At 71.0% G+C, this 15,003-nt stretch carries 16 protein-coding genes; 11 read left to right on the top strand and 5 right to left on the bottom strand.

Annotation, left to right across the window (positions count from 1 at the left end; translation table 11 throughout):
- The first annotated feature begins 51 nt into the window (after positions 1-51).
- From ACZ5J1_RS04170 to ACZ5J1_RS04160, 3 genes are all read left to right on the top strand, one after another.
- Positions 52-513, top strand: coding sequence for a hypothetical protein (locus ACZ5J1_RS04170; RefSeq protein WP_464562790.1), 462 nt, complete (start codon positions 52-54; stop codon positions 511-513).
- A complete protein-coding gene (locus ACZ5J1_RS04165) occupies positions 506-979 on the top strand; it encodes a DUF4439 domain-containing protein (protein ID WP_464562788.1) in 474 nt (157 codons plus the stop codon). Before ACZ5J1_RS04170 ends, ACZ5J1_RS04165 begins: the two co-directional genes overlap by 8 nt.
- A gap of 84 nt (positions 980-1,063) precedes the next feature.
- Positions 1,064-1,405 carry a hypothetical protein gene (locus ACZ5J1_RS04160; RefSeq protein WP_464562787.1) on the top strand — a complete coding sequence of 114 codons (342 nt, stop codon included), beginning with the start codon at positions 1,064-1,066 and terminating at the stop codon, positions 1,403-1,405.
- Positions 1,406-1,658: 253 nt separating this feature from the next.
- Here ACZ5J1_RS04160 and ACZ5J1_RS04155 read toward each other — a convergent pair whose 3' ends face one another.
- From ACZ5J1_RS04155 to ACZ5J1_RS04140, 4 genes are all read right to left on the bottom strand, one after another.
- Positions 1,659-3,434: a proline--tRNA ligase gene (locus ACZ5J1_RS04155; protein ID WP_464562785.1), complete on the bottom strand. Its 1,776-nt coding sequence runs from the start codon at positions 3,432-3,434 to the stop codon at positions 1,659-1,661.
- Between the two features lie 63 nt (positions 3,435-3,497).
- On the bottom strand, positions 3,498-3,860 hold the full coding sequence (locus tag ACZ5J1_RS04150) for a DoxX family protein (protein WP_464562783.1): 363 nt from the start codon (positions 3,858-3,860) through the stop codon (positions 3,498-3,500).
- A gap of 41 nt (positions 3,861-3,901) precedes the next feature.
- Positions 3,902-4,348: an SHOCT domain-containing protein gene (locus ACZ5J1_RS04145; RefSeq protein ID WP_464562781.1), complete on the bottom strand. Its 447-nt coding sequence runs from the start codon at positions 4,346-4,348 to the stop codon at positions 3,902-3,904.
- A 9-nt stretch (positions 4,349-4,357) separates the two neighbouring features.
- On the bottom strand, positions 4,358-5,206 hold the full coding sequence (locus tag ACZ5J1_RS04140) for a GNAT family N-acetyltransferase (RefSeq protein ID WP_464562779.1): 849 nt from the start codon (positions 5,204-5,206) through the stop codon (positions 4,358-4,360).
- 131 nt (positions 5,207-5,337) lie between these two features.
- Between ACZ5J1_RS04140 and ACZ5J1_RS04135 the strand changes: the two genes are divergently transcribed.
- From ACZ5J1_RS04135 to ACZ5J1_RS04100, 8 genes are read left to right on the top strand one after another with little or no spacing between them, the layout of a single operon-like run.
- Positions 5,338-6,468, top strand: a complete 1,131-nt coding sequence (locus tag ACZ5J1_RS04135) for an ROK family transcriptional regulator (protein ID WP_464562777.1) — start codon at positions 5,338-5,340, stop codon at positions 6,466-6,468.
- Between the two features lie 22 nt (positions 6,469-6,490).
- Entirely contained in the window at positions 6,491-7,768 is a 1,278-nt protein-coding gene (locus ACZ5J1_RS04130) for an extracellular solute-binding protein (RefSeq protein ID WP_464562775.1), read from the top strand.
- Between the two features lie 41 nt (positions 7,769-7,809).
- On the top strand, positions 7,810-8,739 hold the full coding sequence (locus tag ACZ5J1_RS04125) for a carbohydrate ABC transporter permease (RefSeq protein ID WP_464562773.1): 930 nt from the start codon (positions 7,810-7,812) through the stop codon (positions 8,737-8,739).
- Between the two features lies 1 nt (position 8,740).
- Positions 8,741-9,577, top strand: coding sequence for a carbohydrate ABC transporter permease (locus ACZ5J1_RS04120; protein WP_464562771.1), 837 nt, complete (start codon positions 8,741-8,743; stop codon positions 9,575-9,577).
- A complete protein-coding gene (locus ACZ5J1_RS04115) occupies positions 9,574-10,929 on the top strand; it encodes a glycoside hydrolase family 3 N-terminal domain-containing protein (protein ID WP_464562769.1) in 1,356 nt (451 codons plus the stop codon). The genes ACZ5J1_RS04120 and ACZ5J1_RS04115 overlap by 4 nt, the downstream gene beginning before the upstream one ends.
- Entirely contained in the window at positions 10,926-11,813 is an 888-nt protein-coding gene (locus tag ACZ5J1_RS04110) for an ROK family protein (RefSeq protein ID WP_464562767.1), read from the top strand. The genes ACZ5J1_RS04115 and ACZ5J1_RS04110 overlap by 4 nt, the downstream gene beginning before the upstream one ends.
- Positions 11,810-12,928, top strand: a complete 1,119-nt coding sequence (gene nagA, locus ACZ5J1_RS04105) for an N-acetylglucosamine-6-phosphate deacetylase (RefSeq protein WP_464562766.1) — start codon at positions 11,810-11,812, stop codon at positions 12,926-12,928. The genes ACZ5J1_RS04110 and nagA overlap by 4 nt, the downstream gene beginning before the upstream one ends.
- A complete protein-coding gene (locus ACZ5J1_RS04100) occupies positions 12,928-13,713 on the top strand; it encodes a glucosamine-6-phosphate deaminase (protein WP_464562764.1) in 786 nt (261 codons plus the stop codon). Before nagA ends, ACZ5J1_RS04100 begins: the two co-directional genes overlap by 1 nt.
- 123 nt (positions 13,714-13,836) lie before the next feature.
- On the opposite strand, the gene ispG is transcribed toward ACZ5J1_RS04100, so the two are convergent.
- Positions 13,837-14,967: a flavodoxin-dependent (E)-4-hydroxy-3-methylbut-2-enyl-diphosphate synthase gene (gene ispG, locus ACZ5J1_RS04095; RefSeq protein WP_464564700.1), complete on the bottom strand. Its 1,131-nt coding sequence runs from the start codon at positions 14,965-14,967 to the stop codon at positions 13,837-13,839.
- Between the last annotated feature and the right edge of the window lie 36 nt (positions 14,968-15,003).

The raw sequence follows: 15,003 nt of genomic DNA, 5'->3' as shown, positions 1-15,003 counted from the left end.
AGCCGGTCTTCCGTTGCCGACGAATCCCTCGCGGCTCGGTAGGGTCCCGGTGTGCCACCAGTCACCCGTCGCGCGTTCGGCGCCGCCGCAGGGCTCGCCGGAACCCTTGCGCTGGTCGGCGTGGCGAGCAGCGGGTGCGAGGCCGGATCCGAGCCGATCCCGACGCCGCCGACCCCCGACGAGGTGCTCGTCGACACGCTGATCGCGGCCATCCGGACCGTCCGGGACACCGCGCGGGCCGCGGGTGAGGACGAGATCGTGGCGATGCACACCGACCACCTGGCCGCGTTGGGCGACCGGGCCGGTCAAGCCTCGCCCTCCCCCTCGTCCCCCTCGTCCTCGCCGTCCGCTGCGGTGACGGACGCGACGGCGGCGGTGCTGACGACGCAGGAGGAGCAGCTGCGGGCGCAGCTGGCGGCGGCGGCGATCAGTGCCGACGCCGGCTCGCTGGCGCGGGTGTGCGCCTCGCTGTCGGCAGCAGTGGCGCAACGACTGGTGGTGCTCCGTGGTTGACGCGACCACCGAGGACCCGCGCAACGAGGCGCTGGCCGCCGAGCATGCCGCCGTGTGGACGTACGGCGTCCTGGCTGCCCGCACCAGCGCCAGTGAGCAGCGCGCCTTGCTCCGGCTCCTCCGCCGACATCACACGGCGCACACCGTCGCGCGTGACGCCCTGCTGAGCGCGATCGCGTCGGACGGCGCTGTGCCGGCGGTCGCCCTGGCGTCGTACCCGGTGCCGGCCCGGCTGGGATCGGCCGCCGCCCTCCGCGCCGTGGCCATCGAGGTCGAGGCCGCCTGCACGGTCGCGGCCGCGTGGGTGGTCGCCCAGCTCAGCGGGACCGATCGGAAACCCTTCGTGGACAGCCTTGCCGCCGGAGCGCTCCGGTCGCTCGCCCTGGGTGCCGCCCCGGAGACGTTCCCCGGAGCCGACGACCTCGCGCCGTCGACCACGCCCGGTTCGGCCACTCCGAACGCATAACGCCGGCGCACCGCGGGTACCCACCCGATGGCGCGGGACGTCTCGAACGAGCGTCGGATCGCCATCAACTCGAGGAGGCCCGACATGCTCAACCTGGGAAACAAGATGACCTTCCTGGCCGGCGCCGGCGTCGGCTACGTGCTCGGTGCCCGAGCCGGGCGCGAGCGCTACCGCCAGATCGTCGACACCGCGGGCAAGGTGTGGCACGACCCGCGGGTGCAGCAGAAGGCCGACGAGGTGCAGCACCTGGCGAAGGACGCTGGCGCCGCGGCCGGGTCCGCCGCCGCCTCCGCAGCCGCCTCGGTGGCCGAGACCGCGAAGGACAAGGTGCAGTCAGCGACCCACTCGAACGGCACCGACCCGCTGACCGACGCGAAGCTGACCGACCCGAAGCCGGGCGAACCGAAGCTGGGCGACCTGACGTAGCCCGAAATGGGGGCGGTCCGCGAGCCGGCGGTCCGAGGAACTCCCGAGATGTTCCCCGGATCCGCCGAACTCGCGGACCGGATGGCCTTGGACACTGGGCCGTGAGGGATTCGCCGTGTGCGGTGGGGACCTGTGGCGCTTTCTCCCTCGTGCATAAGTCTGCAACGAGGTCGGCCCACTACCTAGCGGATGCGTCCCCCATGTCTGTGCATTGCACAAACCTGCAGAAGTTTGCAGAAACGTGCAAGAACCCTCAGGAGCCGGCGAGCTCGGCCAAGGCAGCGGCCGCATCGGCGACGGCGACGTCGCGCCGTTCCCCGGTGGCACGGTCCTTGATCTCGACCACGCCGTCCGCCAGACCGCGGCCGACCGTGACGATGGTCGGCACGCCGATCAGCTCGGCGTCCTTGAACTTCACGCCGGGGCTGAGCTTGCCGCCGCGGTCGTCGAGCAGCACGTCGAGCCCGGCTGCCCGGATCTCCCCGGCGAGCTTCTCGCCGGCCGTGAAGAGCTCGGGGTCCTTCCCCGCGACCACCACGTGGACGTCGTACGGCGCCACGTTGCGCGGCCAGCACAGACCGCTCTCGTCGAGCGTCCCCTCGGCCACCGCGGCGACGGCGCGGGTGACCCCGACGCCGTAGGAGCCCATCGTGACGGTGACCAGCTTGCCGTTCTCGTCGAGGACCTGGAGGCCGAGCGCCTCCGCGTACTTGCGGCCGAGCTGGAAGACGTGACCCATCTCGATGCCCTTGGCCGCGGCGAGGGTGCCCTCGGCACAGTTGGGGCAGAGGTCGCCGTCGCGGACCTCGGCGGCCTCGATGGTGCCGTCAGGGGTGAAGTCGCGACCGGCGACCAGGTCGAGGACGTGGTGGCCGTCCTGGTCCGCGCCGGTGACCCAAGCGGTCCCGGTCGAGACCCGCGGGTCGACCAGGTAACGGATGCCGGTGGCCGACTCCTCGCCGAGGACGCCGGGGCCGATGTAGCCCTTGACCAGGTCGGGGAACTTGGCGAACGTCGCCTCGTTCATCGCGTCGACCTCGATCGGCTCGAGCTGACCCTCGAGACGCTTCTGGTCGACCTCGCGGTCGCCCGGGACGCCGACGGCGAGGTACTCGATGGTGCCGTCGGGGTGGCGCAGCGTGAGGAGCACGTTCTTGAGCGTGTCGCCCGCCTCCCAGGAACGGTCCGCGCGCGGGTGGTTCGCGTTGAGCGAGTCGACCAGGGTCGCGATCGTCGGGGTGTCGGGCGTCGACTCGACGTGGGACGCCGGGAGGGCGTCGTACGGCTGGGGCGCGGGCGGACGGACCGCGACGGCCTCGACGTTGGCGGCGTAGTCGCAGTGCGTGCAGCTGACGAAGGTGTCCTCGCCGACGTCGGTGCGGGCCAGGAACTCCTCCGACGCCGAGCCGCCCATGGCGCCCGAGGTCGCCTTGACCACCGCGTAGTCGAAGCCGAGACGGTCGAAGATCTTCACGTAGGCGGCCCGGTGGTCGTCGTACGACTTCTGCAGGCCCTCATCGGTGTAGTCGAAGGAGTAGGAGTCCTTCATGATGAACTCGCGGCCGCGCAGCAGACCGGCGCGGGGGCGGGCCTCGTCGCGGTACTTCGTCTGGATCTGGAACAGGCTCACCGGCAGGTCCTTGTAGGAGCCGTAGAGGTCCTTGACCAGGAGCGTGAACATCTCCTCGTGCGTGGGCCCGAGCAGGTAGTCGGCGTCCTTGCGGTCCTTGAGCCGGAAGATGCCGTCGCCGTACTCGGTCCAGCGGTTCGTCGCCTCGTAGGGCTCGCGCGGCAGCAGCGCCGGGAAGTGCACCTCCTGGGCGCCGATCGCGTGCATCTCCTCACGGATGATGCCCTCGACCTTGGCCAGCACCCGCAGTCCCAGCGGCAGCCAGGAGTAGATGCCGGGGGCGGCGCGGCGGATGTAACCCGCGCGGACGAGCAGCCGGTGGCTGGGCACCTCGGCGTCGTTCGGGTCCTCGCGAAGCGTGCGCAGGAAGAGGTGGGACATGCGGTCCAGCTGAGCCATGGCGCACAGGCTACGGCTCCGGGACGCTGCGGCTCCAACCGGATACGGCGCCCCGGGCCGCGTTCAGGAGCGGGCGGCGCGCAGGGCCGAGCGGATCAGGGGGATCTGGAGCGGCAGCCGGGCGAGGGTGGCGGCCTTCAGACCGGTGTTGTCGGTCTTGGCGGCGTCGATCGCCATCTGCACGTTGGCCGGGTAGATGCCGAGCAGCAGCGCCGCGCTCGCCCAGCCCGCCAGGCGCCGGGTCGCCGGGACGTTGAGGCCGACCGCGCAGGCCAGCTCGGCCACGCCGCTGATCAGGATCGCTTCGCGGTGGGCCGGCACCCACGCCGGCATCGCCGGTTCGAAGGTCTTCGGCCGGACCAGGTGGATCACGCCACTGACGGCGAAGGCGATGCTGACGGCACGGGTCCCGCTGGCAAGAGGCATGCCTGCGACCTTAGGCGCAGCCGCAAGCGCTCGGGGCGGAATCAGATCCCGTCGATGATCGCGGTGCGTCGCTGGTCGAACTCCACCTGGGTGATCAGGCCCTGGTCCAGCAGGCCCTGGAGCTCCCGCAGCCGGGTCTCCGCGCTGGGAGCCGGCGGGGCCGTGATCCCGGCATCACGCAGCTGCGCGGCGAGGTAGGTGGTCTGCAGGCCGCCCTCGGTCATCGCAACGGCCATGGCGGCATCGACGTCCATGCCTGCGTTGCGGGCCATCTCGGCCGCTTTCCGACGCTGCCACACGACCCCGATGACACCGAGGGCGATCACCGCGCCGAACATGAGGAGCGTGACGAGGATGAAGGCGCCGACCCCGAGGCCGATGAACTTCTCGGCGTCTGACGGAACGAGCGACGGCGGGTTGTCACACTGGATCACCTGATCCCCGTCGAGGCAGAAGTCATCCGCGGCCCGCAGCATCCCCATGATCATGGGCGAACGCTAGAACATGACGGTGGAGAAGCTGGTGGTTTGGACGAATCCCACCCGCTCGTAGGCCCGGCGGGCCGGGGTGTTCCACTCGTTGACGTAGAGACTCACGGTCGGTGCGATCTCGGCGCGGACGATCTCGGCCACGGCAGCCATCCCGGCGATGGCGAGCCCTTCCCCGCGACGGTCGGGGACGACGTACACGCCCTGGATCTGCGCGGCCGCGGGCGAGGCGCAGGCGACCTCGGCCTTGAAGATCACCCGCCCGTCCTCGTCGAAGCGGGCGAACGACCAGCCTCGGGAGATCAGCTGACGCACCCGGGCGCGGTAGAGCTCGGCACCGCCACCGGCCTCCGGGGAGATCCCGACCTCTTCGGTGTACATCGCCACGCAGGCGGGGTGGACCGCGTCGAGGTCCTCGCGGTGGGTCCGCCGGACCTCGAGGTCGGGCGCCACCGCGGGCGGCTGGGCCAGCACCAGGTGCGGCTGCCGCCAGCGGATCTCCCGCGGCCTCCCCCACGCGCCGGCGACGGTCTCCCACAGCGGCTCGACCGCGTCGTGCGGTCCGACGATCGTGCTGATCGTGCGCCCCCGGGCGAGAGCTCGCTCGCCGAAGGCGACCGCGTCCTCGGGGGTGCACTGGATCGGGACCAGGTTGGCGCCGACGTGGCAGGCCGCGACCAGCTCGCCCGCGTCGAACCGGCCCCAGACCTCCCCGCCGAGCCAGCGCGGCTCGAGGCTCGTCGAGCGCGCCCGGTAGTCGGCGAAGACGTTCACCACCGGGTCGACGGCGATCAGGTCCATGAACGCGCCCAGGTCCGTCGGCCCGAGCACGCGGATCCCCTGACGCATCGCGAGCATGGCGTCACCCTAGTGCGAGCGATGGTCCGCAGCGACCGCCCGTCCACCGGTGCGGGATCGAGGTCAAGGTCAGGTAACGAAAATCACGTTCCCCGTTGACATCGATTAGTTAGTCCGCTGTACTAACAAACATGTCGAGCCAACCGCCCCTTCAGGGACAGCTCCGCCCGAGCGGCAAGCTGCTCCAGGAGGATGCCCGCAAGCACCACCGCACGGTGCTGCTGCAGCATCTGTTCCGCGAAGGGTCCGCGAGCCGCGCCGACCTCGCCCGCGCCAGCGGTCTGACCCGGGTCACGGTCTCCGACCTGATCGCCGAGCTCCTCACCGACGGCCTCGTCACCGAGCTCGGCGCTCCCGCCGAGAGCCGGGTCGGCAAGCCGCCCGTCCTGGTCGGGATCGACGTCGACTCGTTCCACGTGGTCTCGATCGACCTCTCCGCCGACCGGGTGATCCGCGGCGCCGTGCTCAACCTGCGCGGCGACGTGCTGGGCCGGCGCGAGCTCGACCTGGGCGAGCGTCGCGGGAGCGATGCCGCCGACCTGGTCCTCGACCTCGCCCACGCCCTGATCGCCCAGGCCGACCGTCCGGTCCTCGGCATCGGTGTGGCCTCCCCCGGTGTCATCGACCCCGCCGGCGTCGTGATCGCGGCCCCGAACCTCGGTTGGGTCGACCTCGACCTGGCCGGCCTGCTCAGCACGGCGACCGGCCGGCCGGCGTACGTGGCCAACGACGCCAACGTCGCCGCCCTGGGCGAGCACACCTTCGGCGGCGGCAGCACCGGCGGGCTGATGGTGCTCCGGATCGGGACCGGTGTCGGTGCCGGTCTGATCGTCGGCGGCCAGCTCCTCACCGGACACCTGTTCGCCGCCGGCGAGGTCGGCCACGTCGTGATCGATCCCGACGGCGACGTCTGCGCCTGCGGCCGCACCGGCTGCCTGGAGACGGTGGTCAGCGCTCCGGCACTGCGCCGCCGTACCGACGGAGTCGCCGACCCCGACGCGGTGCTCGCCGCGACCGGCGAACGGTTGGGTGCCGCGCTGGCCCCGATCGTGGCCGCGCTCAACCTCCACGAACTCATCCTCAGTGGCCCCGCCGACCTGCTCGACGGCGCCCTGAGGGAGGCGACGGCTCTCACGATCCGTCGTAACACCATGCCCGTCATCGGTGACGAGCTGGTCGTCCGCACGTCCGCACTCGACGAGGACGTCGTCCTCGCCGGCGCGGCGGTCCTCGTCCTGGCCGCAGAGCTAGGCGTCTCGTAACACCTCTGGAGAGGGAACCCCCATGAAGAAGAAGTACCTTGCTGGCGGCGTAGCAGCTCTTGCTCTCGCCCTCACGGTGTCTGCGTGTGGCAGCAGCGACTCGGACTCCGACAGCTCGAGCTCCTCAGCCAAGGAGATCCGCGTCTGGCTGAACGGCGCTGACACGCCCCAGGACGCCCGCGACTACCTGAAGACGACCTTCGAGAAGGAGCACCCCGGCACCAAGCTCGTCATCGAGGAGCAGGTCTGGGACGGTCTCGTCGCCAAGCTGACCACCTCGCTCTCGAGCGAGTCCGAGACCCCCGACGTCGTCGAGGTCGGCAACACCCAGGCCCCGACCTTCACCACGGCCGGCGCCTTCTCCGACCTGACCGGCGAGCTCGCGGAGCTCGGCGGCGACGACCTGCTCCCCGGCTTCGTCGAGGGCGCGACCATCGACGGCAAGACCTACGCGGTCCCTTACTACGCGGGTTCGACCTACGTCTTCTACCGCAAGGACCTCTTCCAGGCCGCTGGCATCACCAGCATCCCGAAGACGACCGACGAGTTCCTCGCCGACGCGGTCAAGCTGAAGAAGGCTGCCAAGGACCCGAAGTTCTCCGGCTTCTGGCTGCCCGGCCAGGACTGGCGTGACGCTGCGGCGTTCCTGTGGAACGACGGAGGCGACTTCGCTGCCGCCGACGGCGACCAGTGGGCGGGCACCCTCTCCTCGGCCGAGTCCCAGAAGGGTCTCAAGACCGTCCAGAACATCTTCAAGAGCGCCAGCGGTGCTCCGGCCGACGCCACCGAGGCCGACCCGGTGACCCCGTTCTGCGCCAACCAGATCGGCATGATGGTCCGTCCCGGCTGGGTGCGCGGCATGCTCGAGGACGCCAAGACCGGCTGCCCCGACATCGCCAAGAACATCGGGATCTTCCCGCTGCCGGGCAACGACGGGAAGCCGGCTCCGGTCCTCCTGGGTGGTTCGGACATCGCCGTCGCCGCCAAGTCCAAGAACCAGGACCTGGCCAAGGACGCCGTCGCGATCATGCTGAGCGAGGGCTACCAGACGATCCTGGCCGAGCACGGTCTCACCCCGGCCAAGGTCTCGCTCGCGCCGAAGCTGGGCGAGGACGAGGGCGCGCTGGCGACCATCGCCGCCGCGTCCAACGCCAAGCTGACCCCGGCTGCCGCCAACTGGGCGCTCGTCGAGGGTGACCACACCCTCGAGGACTTCTTCTCCCAGGTGGCTCAGGGTGGCGACCTCGCTACCCTGGCGAAGGCGACCGACGCCCACATCACCGAGGTCCTCAACAAGTGATTCAGCGCCGGCGGGGACAGGTCCAGGGTGGGGAGGCTGTCATGACGACCGCTTCACGCCCCGGCCTGTCCCCGCGCAACGGCCGGCGGCGGTTCACGCTGCTGGCCTATGGACTCCTGCTTCCGGCGACGATCGCCCTCGTCGCTGCGCTGGCCTACCCGTTGGGCCGCCAGGTGCTGCTCAGCTTCCAGAACTTCGGTCTGGCCCAGCAGTTCGGGGCCGCCCCGGAGTGGGTGGGTCTGGACAACTACTCGACCCTGGTCCGCGACCCGTACCTGTGGACCGTGGTCGGTCGATCCCTGCTGTTCTGCTTCGTCAACGCGATCCTCACGATCACCTTCGGTGGTGCGATCGCCCTGCTGATGACGCGGATGTCCACGGCGATCAGGATCGCCGTCCAGGTGGCCATGCTGCTGGCCTGGGCGATGCCGGTCGTCGCCGCGATGACGGTCTTCCAGTTCCTGTTCGACACCCAGTACGGCGTCGTCAACTGGACGCTGACCGCGCTCGGCTTCGACTTCGACAACCACGCCTGGCTGCTGCACCCGCTCTCCTTCTTCGGCGTCGCCTCGGCGGTCGTGGTGTGGATGAGCATCCCGTTCGTCGCGTTCACGCTCTACGCCGCGCTGACCCAGGTGCCCGAGGAGATCCTCGAGGCCGCCGAGCTCGACGGCACGACGGGGTGGCAGCGTCTGCGGCACGTGATCATCCCGCTGGTCCGCCCTGTGCTGGTGGTCGTGCTGCTGCTCCAGATCATCTGGGACCTGCGGGTCTTCACCCAGATCTACACGCTCCAACGTGCCGGCGGTGTCGCCAGCGAGACCAACCTGCTCGGCACCTACATCTATCGACTCGGCATCGGCGGAGGTGACTTCGGGATGGCTGCCGCGATCGCCATGTTCATGCTCCTGCTGACCGTGATCCTGACCGCCCCGTACGTCCGCATGATGCTCGCCCAGGAGGAGGACTGAGATGGCACACGTCTCCCGTCCGGCCCGGACGGTCGCCAATCTCGTCGGGATCGTCGTCCTGCTCGTGATGGTGTTCCCCGTCTATTGGATGATCAACAGCGCATTCCTGCCGCGCAACAAGATCCGTGCGGAGGACCCGACCTGGTTCCCCTTCGGTGGAACGGTGGACAACTTCCAGCGGGTGCTCGACGGCCGCGGGTTCTCCCAGGCCCTCCTGATGAGCCTCGGAGTGACGATCTCCACCGTGCTGATCGTGATCGTGTTCGCGTTCTTCGCGGCCCTGGCGGTCAGCCGGTTCCGCTTCCGTGGTCGCAAGAGCTTCATCCTGACGCTGCTGCTCATCCAGATGATCCCGGTCGAGGCCCTGTTCATCTCGCAGTACAAGGTGCTCGAGACGGTCGGCCTGCTCAACACGGTCGCCGGTCTCACCATCATGTACGTCGCCGCCGTCCTGCCCTTCACGATCTGGACGCTGCGCGGGTTCGCCGACGGTGTCCCGGCCGAGCTGGAGGAGGCCGCGATGATCGACGGCTGCTCCCGGATGAGCGCGTTCATGCGGGTCACGTTCCCGCTGCTCGCCCCCGGCCTGGTCGCCACGGGTGTCTTCGGGTTCATCCAGGCCTGGAACGAGTTCACCCTCGCGGTGGTCGTGATGACCCGCCAGGGCAAGCAGACCCTGCCGGTGTGGCTCGCCCAGTTCACCGACGCCCAGCGCGGCGTCGACTGGGGCGCCATCATGGCCGCCTCCTGCCTGATCGCGGTCCCGGTCGTGATCTTCTTCCTCATCGTGCAGGGCCGGATGACCAGCGGCCTGACCTCCGGGGCGGTCAAGGGATGACCGACCTGCACACCCTCGCGCTCGAGGTGCAGATGCCCGGGTTCGAGGGCACCACCGTGCGGGAGGACGAGGCGGCGCTGCTCGCCGAGGGCCTGGGCGGGCTGTGCCTGTTCGGCTCCAACCTCCCCTTCGGTCCGTACGTCGACCAGCTCCGCGCCCACGCACCGGCGCTGATCGTCTCGACCGACGAGGAGGGCGGCGACGTCACCCGGCTGCACTACCGCGACGGCTCCCCCGCCCTCTCGGCCGCGGCTCTCGGCGCGCTCGACGACGTCGAGCTCACCCGGGCGACCCATGCCGGGATCGGCACCGCCCTGCGTGACGTCGGCATCACCCTCGACTTCGGCCCCATCGCCGACGTCAACACCAACCCGGACAACCCGGTGATCGGGGTGCGCAGCTTCTCCTCCGACCCGTCGGTGGCCGCACGACACGTCGCCGCCGCGGTGGAGGGGTTGCGCGACGCCGGCGCGCAGGCCTGCGTCAAGCACTACCCCGGCCACGGCGACACCCACGAGGACAGCCACCTGGCACTCCCCTCGGTCGACGCCGTCCCGGATCCCGCACCGTTCATCGCGGCGATCGAGGCGGGCGCCGAGTCGATCATGACCTCCCACATCGTGGTCAGGTCGATCGATCCCGACCTGCCCGCCACGCTGTCGCCGGCGGTGCTGCGGATGCTGCGCGACGACCTCGGCTTCGAGGGCGTGATCGTCTCCGACGCGCTCGACATGGCCGGCGCCTCCGCGACCCGGGGCATCCCGGCCGCGGCGGTGCTCGCGCTGGCCGCCGGCTGCGACCTGCTCTGCATCGGACCGGACAAGCCGGCCTCGCTGGTGCGCGAGGTGCAGCAGGCGATCGTCGAAGCGGTCGAGACCGGCGCCTTGGACCGCGACCGCCTTGAGCAGGCCGCCGCACGGGTCCGCCGACTCGCGGCCGCCGGCACCACCGACCCGGTCCGCTCGCCCTTGGACGAGGCGGCCCAGCTGTCCGCCGCCGCTCGCGCGATCCGGGTCGACGGCGACCTGCCGGACCTGACCGACGCGATCACCGTCCGGGTCGAGACCGCCCCCTCCCCCGCGATCGGCGAGGTGCCGTGGTCGTTGCCCTCGACCGCGATCGACCCTGCGACCTTCAGCTACGACGGCCCGGTGGTCGTGCAGGTCCGCGACGGACACCGGCACCCGGAGATCGGTGCTCTCCTGGAGCGCCTCCCTCAGGCGGTGCTGGTCGAGCTCGGCCTGCCTGCCCCGTGGACCGGCGGCTACCCCCGCATCACGACCCTGGGTGCTTCGCGCGCCGCCCTCGCTGCGGTGACCGAGCTCCTGCACACGAAAGGATGGCGGGCATGAGCGCCCCCCACGGGCTCCGGCTCGGATTCGACGTCGGCGGCACCAAGACCCACGGGGTGCTGCTCGACGCTGACGGCACGATCCTGGCCGACCGACGGCTGCCGACCCGCCGCGGCGGGGAGGGCGTCGTCGCCACGGTCCTCGAGATCGCCCACGCGTTGGGCGGCGCCGCCGAGCAGGCTCCGATCACCCACGTCGGGATCGGTATCCCCGGGCTGATCGACCCCGGCACCGGCACGGTCGGTCACGCCGTCAACCTGGGCATCAGCGAGCCGTTCGCCCTGGCCGCCCGGCTGCGGGACGAGCTCGCCGCCCGCGGTGTCGAGGCCGAGGTCGCGATCGAGAACGACGTCAACGCCGCGACGCTGGGCGCCTCGGCGGTCCTCGAGGTCGACGACCTCGCCCTGATCAGCATCGGCACCGGTGTCGCCGCCGGCCTGCTGCTCGACGGCACCCTGCGGCGAGGACCTCGCGGCGCTGCCGGCGAGATCGGCCACCTCACCCTCGATCCCTCCGGGCCGCGGTGCGAGTGCGGTCAGCGCGGCTGCCTCGAGCTGTACGCCGCCGGGTCGACGCTCTCGACCGCACTGACCACGATCCTGGACGACCCGGCGCACGCCGCGGAGCGGACCCGGTTCCTGTCCGCGGTCGCCACCGCGGTCCGGGTGCTGATCCAGACCGTCGAACCGGCGATCGTGGTCCTCGCCGGCGGGGTCGCCAGCGTCGGTGAGCCGCTGCTGAATGCCGTCCGGGACGAGCTCGCCGCCCAGGCCGCGGTGTCGCCGTTCCTCGCTTCGCTGCACCTGCCGGAGCGGCTCCGTCTGGTCCCGGGCGACGCGCCCGTCGGCGCCGTCGGCGCGGCCCTGCTGGGAGCGAACCGATGAGCGGGAGCCTGCTGATCGACGCCGCCGAGCCGGTCGTGATCGTCGACGGGGTCGTCGTGGACGCCGACACGACCGCCGCCGAGGGGCTGCCGGTGCTGAGCGCCCGGGGTCTGATCGTCTCCCCCGGCCTGATCGACCTCCAGGTCAACGGCGCCGTCGGGATCGACATCACCGACGCACCCGAACGGTTGTGGGAGGTGGCCGCTGCCCTGCCCCGCTGGGGAGTCACGGCCTGGCTGCCGACGGTGATCACGTCCTCCCCCGAGGCGCGCGCCCGGGCACAGACGGCCCTGCTGGCCGGCCGGCCCGACGACGTACCGCTGGGGGCGACGCCTCTCGGGCTGCACTTCGAGGGCCCGATGATCGCTGCGTCGCACAAGGGAGCCCATCCCGAGCACTGGCTGCGCGACCCGTCGCTCGACCTGATCGCCGACTGGCGCCCCGAGACCGGCGTGGTGATGGTGACCATCGCCCCCGAGCTGCCGGGCGCGCTCGAGGTGATCGAGACCCTGGTCGGCCGCGGCGTGATCGTCTCGGTCGGGCACACCGCAGCGGTCGACATCGGCGCGGCTCTCGACGCCGGCGCGACCGCGATGACGCACCTGTTCAACGCGATGCCGGCGCTGCACCACCGTCGTCCCGGCCCGATCGGCGCTGCTTTCGACGACGCTCGGGTGGCCGCCGGCGTGATCGTGGACGGCCACCACCTCGACCCGGCGATCGTGCGCACGATCTGGCGCCAGCTCGGCGCGGAGCGCTTCCTCACCGTCACCGACACCACCGCCGGCCTGGGTCTGCCCGACGGCGCGAACCGGCTCGGTGACCAGGAGGTGTTCATCGCCGACGGGGCCGTCCGACTCGCCGACGGCACGCTCGCCGGTTCGGCCGCCTCCCTCGACGCCTGCCTGCGCGGGGTGCGCGACACCACCGGCGCGCCGCTGCACGAGGTGCTCGCCACCGCGACCAGCACCCCGGCGCGCCTGATGGGCGACCGCAGCCGCGGCATCGTGGAGGTCGGCGCCCGCGGCGACCTCACCCTGCTCACCCCGGACCTCGAGGTCGCGGTCACGATCGTGGCGGGCGTCGTGGTCTACGACCGCCGGAAGGCCTCCTGATGGAACTCGTCTGCCTGGACTCGGCGGCCGCGCTCGCCGAGATCGCCGCCGACGCGATCGAACAGCTCGTCCGCACGCGTCCCGACGCGGTGCTGGGGTTGGCGACCGGGTCGTCGCCGCTGCCGATCTATGCCGAGCTGATCCGGCACCACCGGGCCGGGACGGGGCCGTCGTACGCCGACGTCACCTGGTTCACCCTCGACGAGTACGTCGGTCTGCCGGTCGGTCACGAGCAGTCCTACCGGGCGACGATCCGGCGCGAGCTGACCGACGCCCTCGGCGTGGCTGCAGAGCGGCTGCACACCCCCGACGCGTCGCCGGAGGGTCTGCACGACGCCGGTGAGCGCTACGAGGCCGCCATCGTCGCTGCCGGCGGGATCGACCTGCAGATCCTGGGGATCGGCTCGAACGGGCACCTGGCGTTCAACGAGCAGGGCTCCTCGCTCGCCTCGCGCACCCGGCTCAAGACCCTCACCCGGCAGACCCGCGAGGACAACGCCCGGTTCTTCGACTCCTTCGACGAGGTGCCGGTGCACTGCCTCACCCAGGGCGTCGGCACGATCCGCGAGTCCCGGCACCTGGTGCTGATCGCGACCGGTGCCGGCAAGGCGGGCGCCGTGGCTGCTGCCGTGGAGGGGCCGCTCACCGCGTCGTGCCCCGCCTCCGTGCTGCAGCTGCACCCGCACGCGACCGTGCTGGTCGACCCGGCCGCCGCCTCGGCGCTGGAGCGGCTCGACTACTACCGCGACACCTGGGACAACCGACCCGCGTGGCAGCCCCTCTGAGGGTGAGCAGGCAGAAGTTTTCAGCTGCACCAACGTGAACAGGCAGAGGTTTGCGCGTCTCGCGCAAACTTCTGCCTGTTCAGCGTTGCTGGGGTGAAAACTTCTGCCTGCTCAGCTGTCCGGTCAGCCGACCGTGACGGAGGGCGCAGCGCCCTCGGCGGCCTCCATCGACTCGGCGATCTTCATCGCCTCCTCGATCAGGGTCTCGACGATCGCGTGCTCGGGGACGGTCTTGATCACCTCACCCTTGACGAAGATCTGACCCTTGCCGTTGCCCGACGCGACACCGAGGTCGGCCTCACGGGCCTCACCCGGACCGTTGACGACGCAGCCCATCACGGCGACACGGAGCGGGACCTCGAGGCCGTCGAGGCCGGCGGTGACCTGCTCGGCCAGCGTGTAGACGTCGACCTGGGCGCGACCGCAGGAGGGGCAGGAGACGATCTCGAGCTTGCGCGGGCGCAGGTTGAGCGACTGCAGGATCTGGATGCCGACCTTGACCTCCTCCACCGGCGGCGCGGAGAGGCTGACCCGGATCGTGTCGCCGATGCCCTTGGACAGCAGCGACCCGAACGCGACGGAGGACTTGATCGTGCCCTGGAACGCGGGGCCGGCCTCGGTGACACCGAGGTGGAGCGGCCAGTCGCCGGCCTCGGCGAGCAGCTCGTAGGCGCGCACCATCACGACCGGGTCGTTGTGCTTGACCGAGATCTTGAAGTCGTGGAAGCCGTGCTCCTCGAACAGGCTCGCCTCCCAGACCGCGGACTCGACCAGCGCCTCGGGGGTGGCCTTGCCGTACTTCTCCAGCAGCCGCTTGTCGAGGGAGCCGGCGTTGACGCCGATCCGGATCGAGGTGCCGTGGTCCTTGGCGGCCGCGGCGATCTGCTTGACCTGGTCGTCGAAGGCCCGGATGTTGCCCGGGTTGACGCGAACCGCGGCGCAGCCGGCCTCGATCGCGGCGTAGACGTACTTCGGCTGGAAGTGGATGTCGGCGATGACCGGGATCTGCGCCTTGCGCGCGATGTCGCCCAACGCGTCGGCGTCGTCCTGGGACGGGCACGCCACGCGGACGATGTCGCAGCCCGAGGCGGTGAGCTCCGCGATCTGCTGGAGGGTGGAGTTGACGTCGGAGGTCAGCGTGGTCGTCATCGACTGCACCGAGATCGGCGATTCACTGCCCACCCCGACCTTGCCGACCTTGATCTGCCGGGTCTGGCGGCGGGGGGCGAGCACCGGCGGCGGAGCCTCCGGCATACCGAGCGAAATTCCAGTCACGGACCGATCCTACGG

The organism is Nocardioides sp. JCM 18999, from assembly GCF_055391175.1.
The sequence above is the reverse complement of the archived record's forward strand: the minus strand, read 5'-3'. Positions and strand labels throughout refer to the sequence as shown.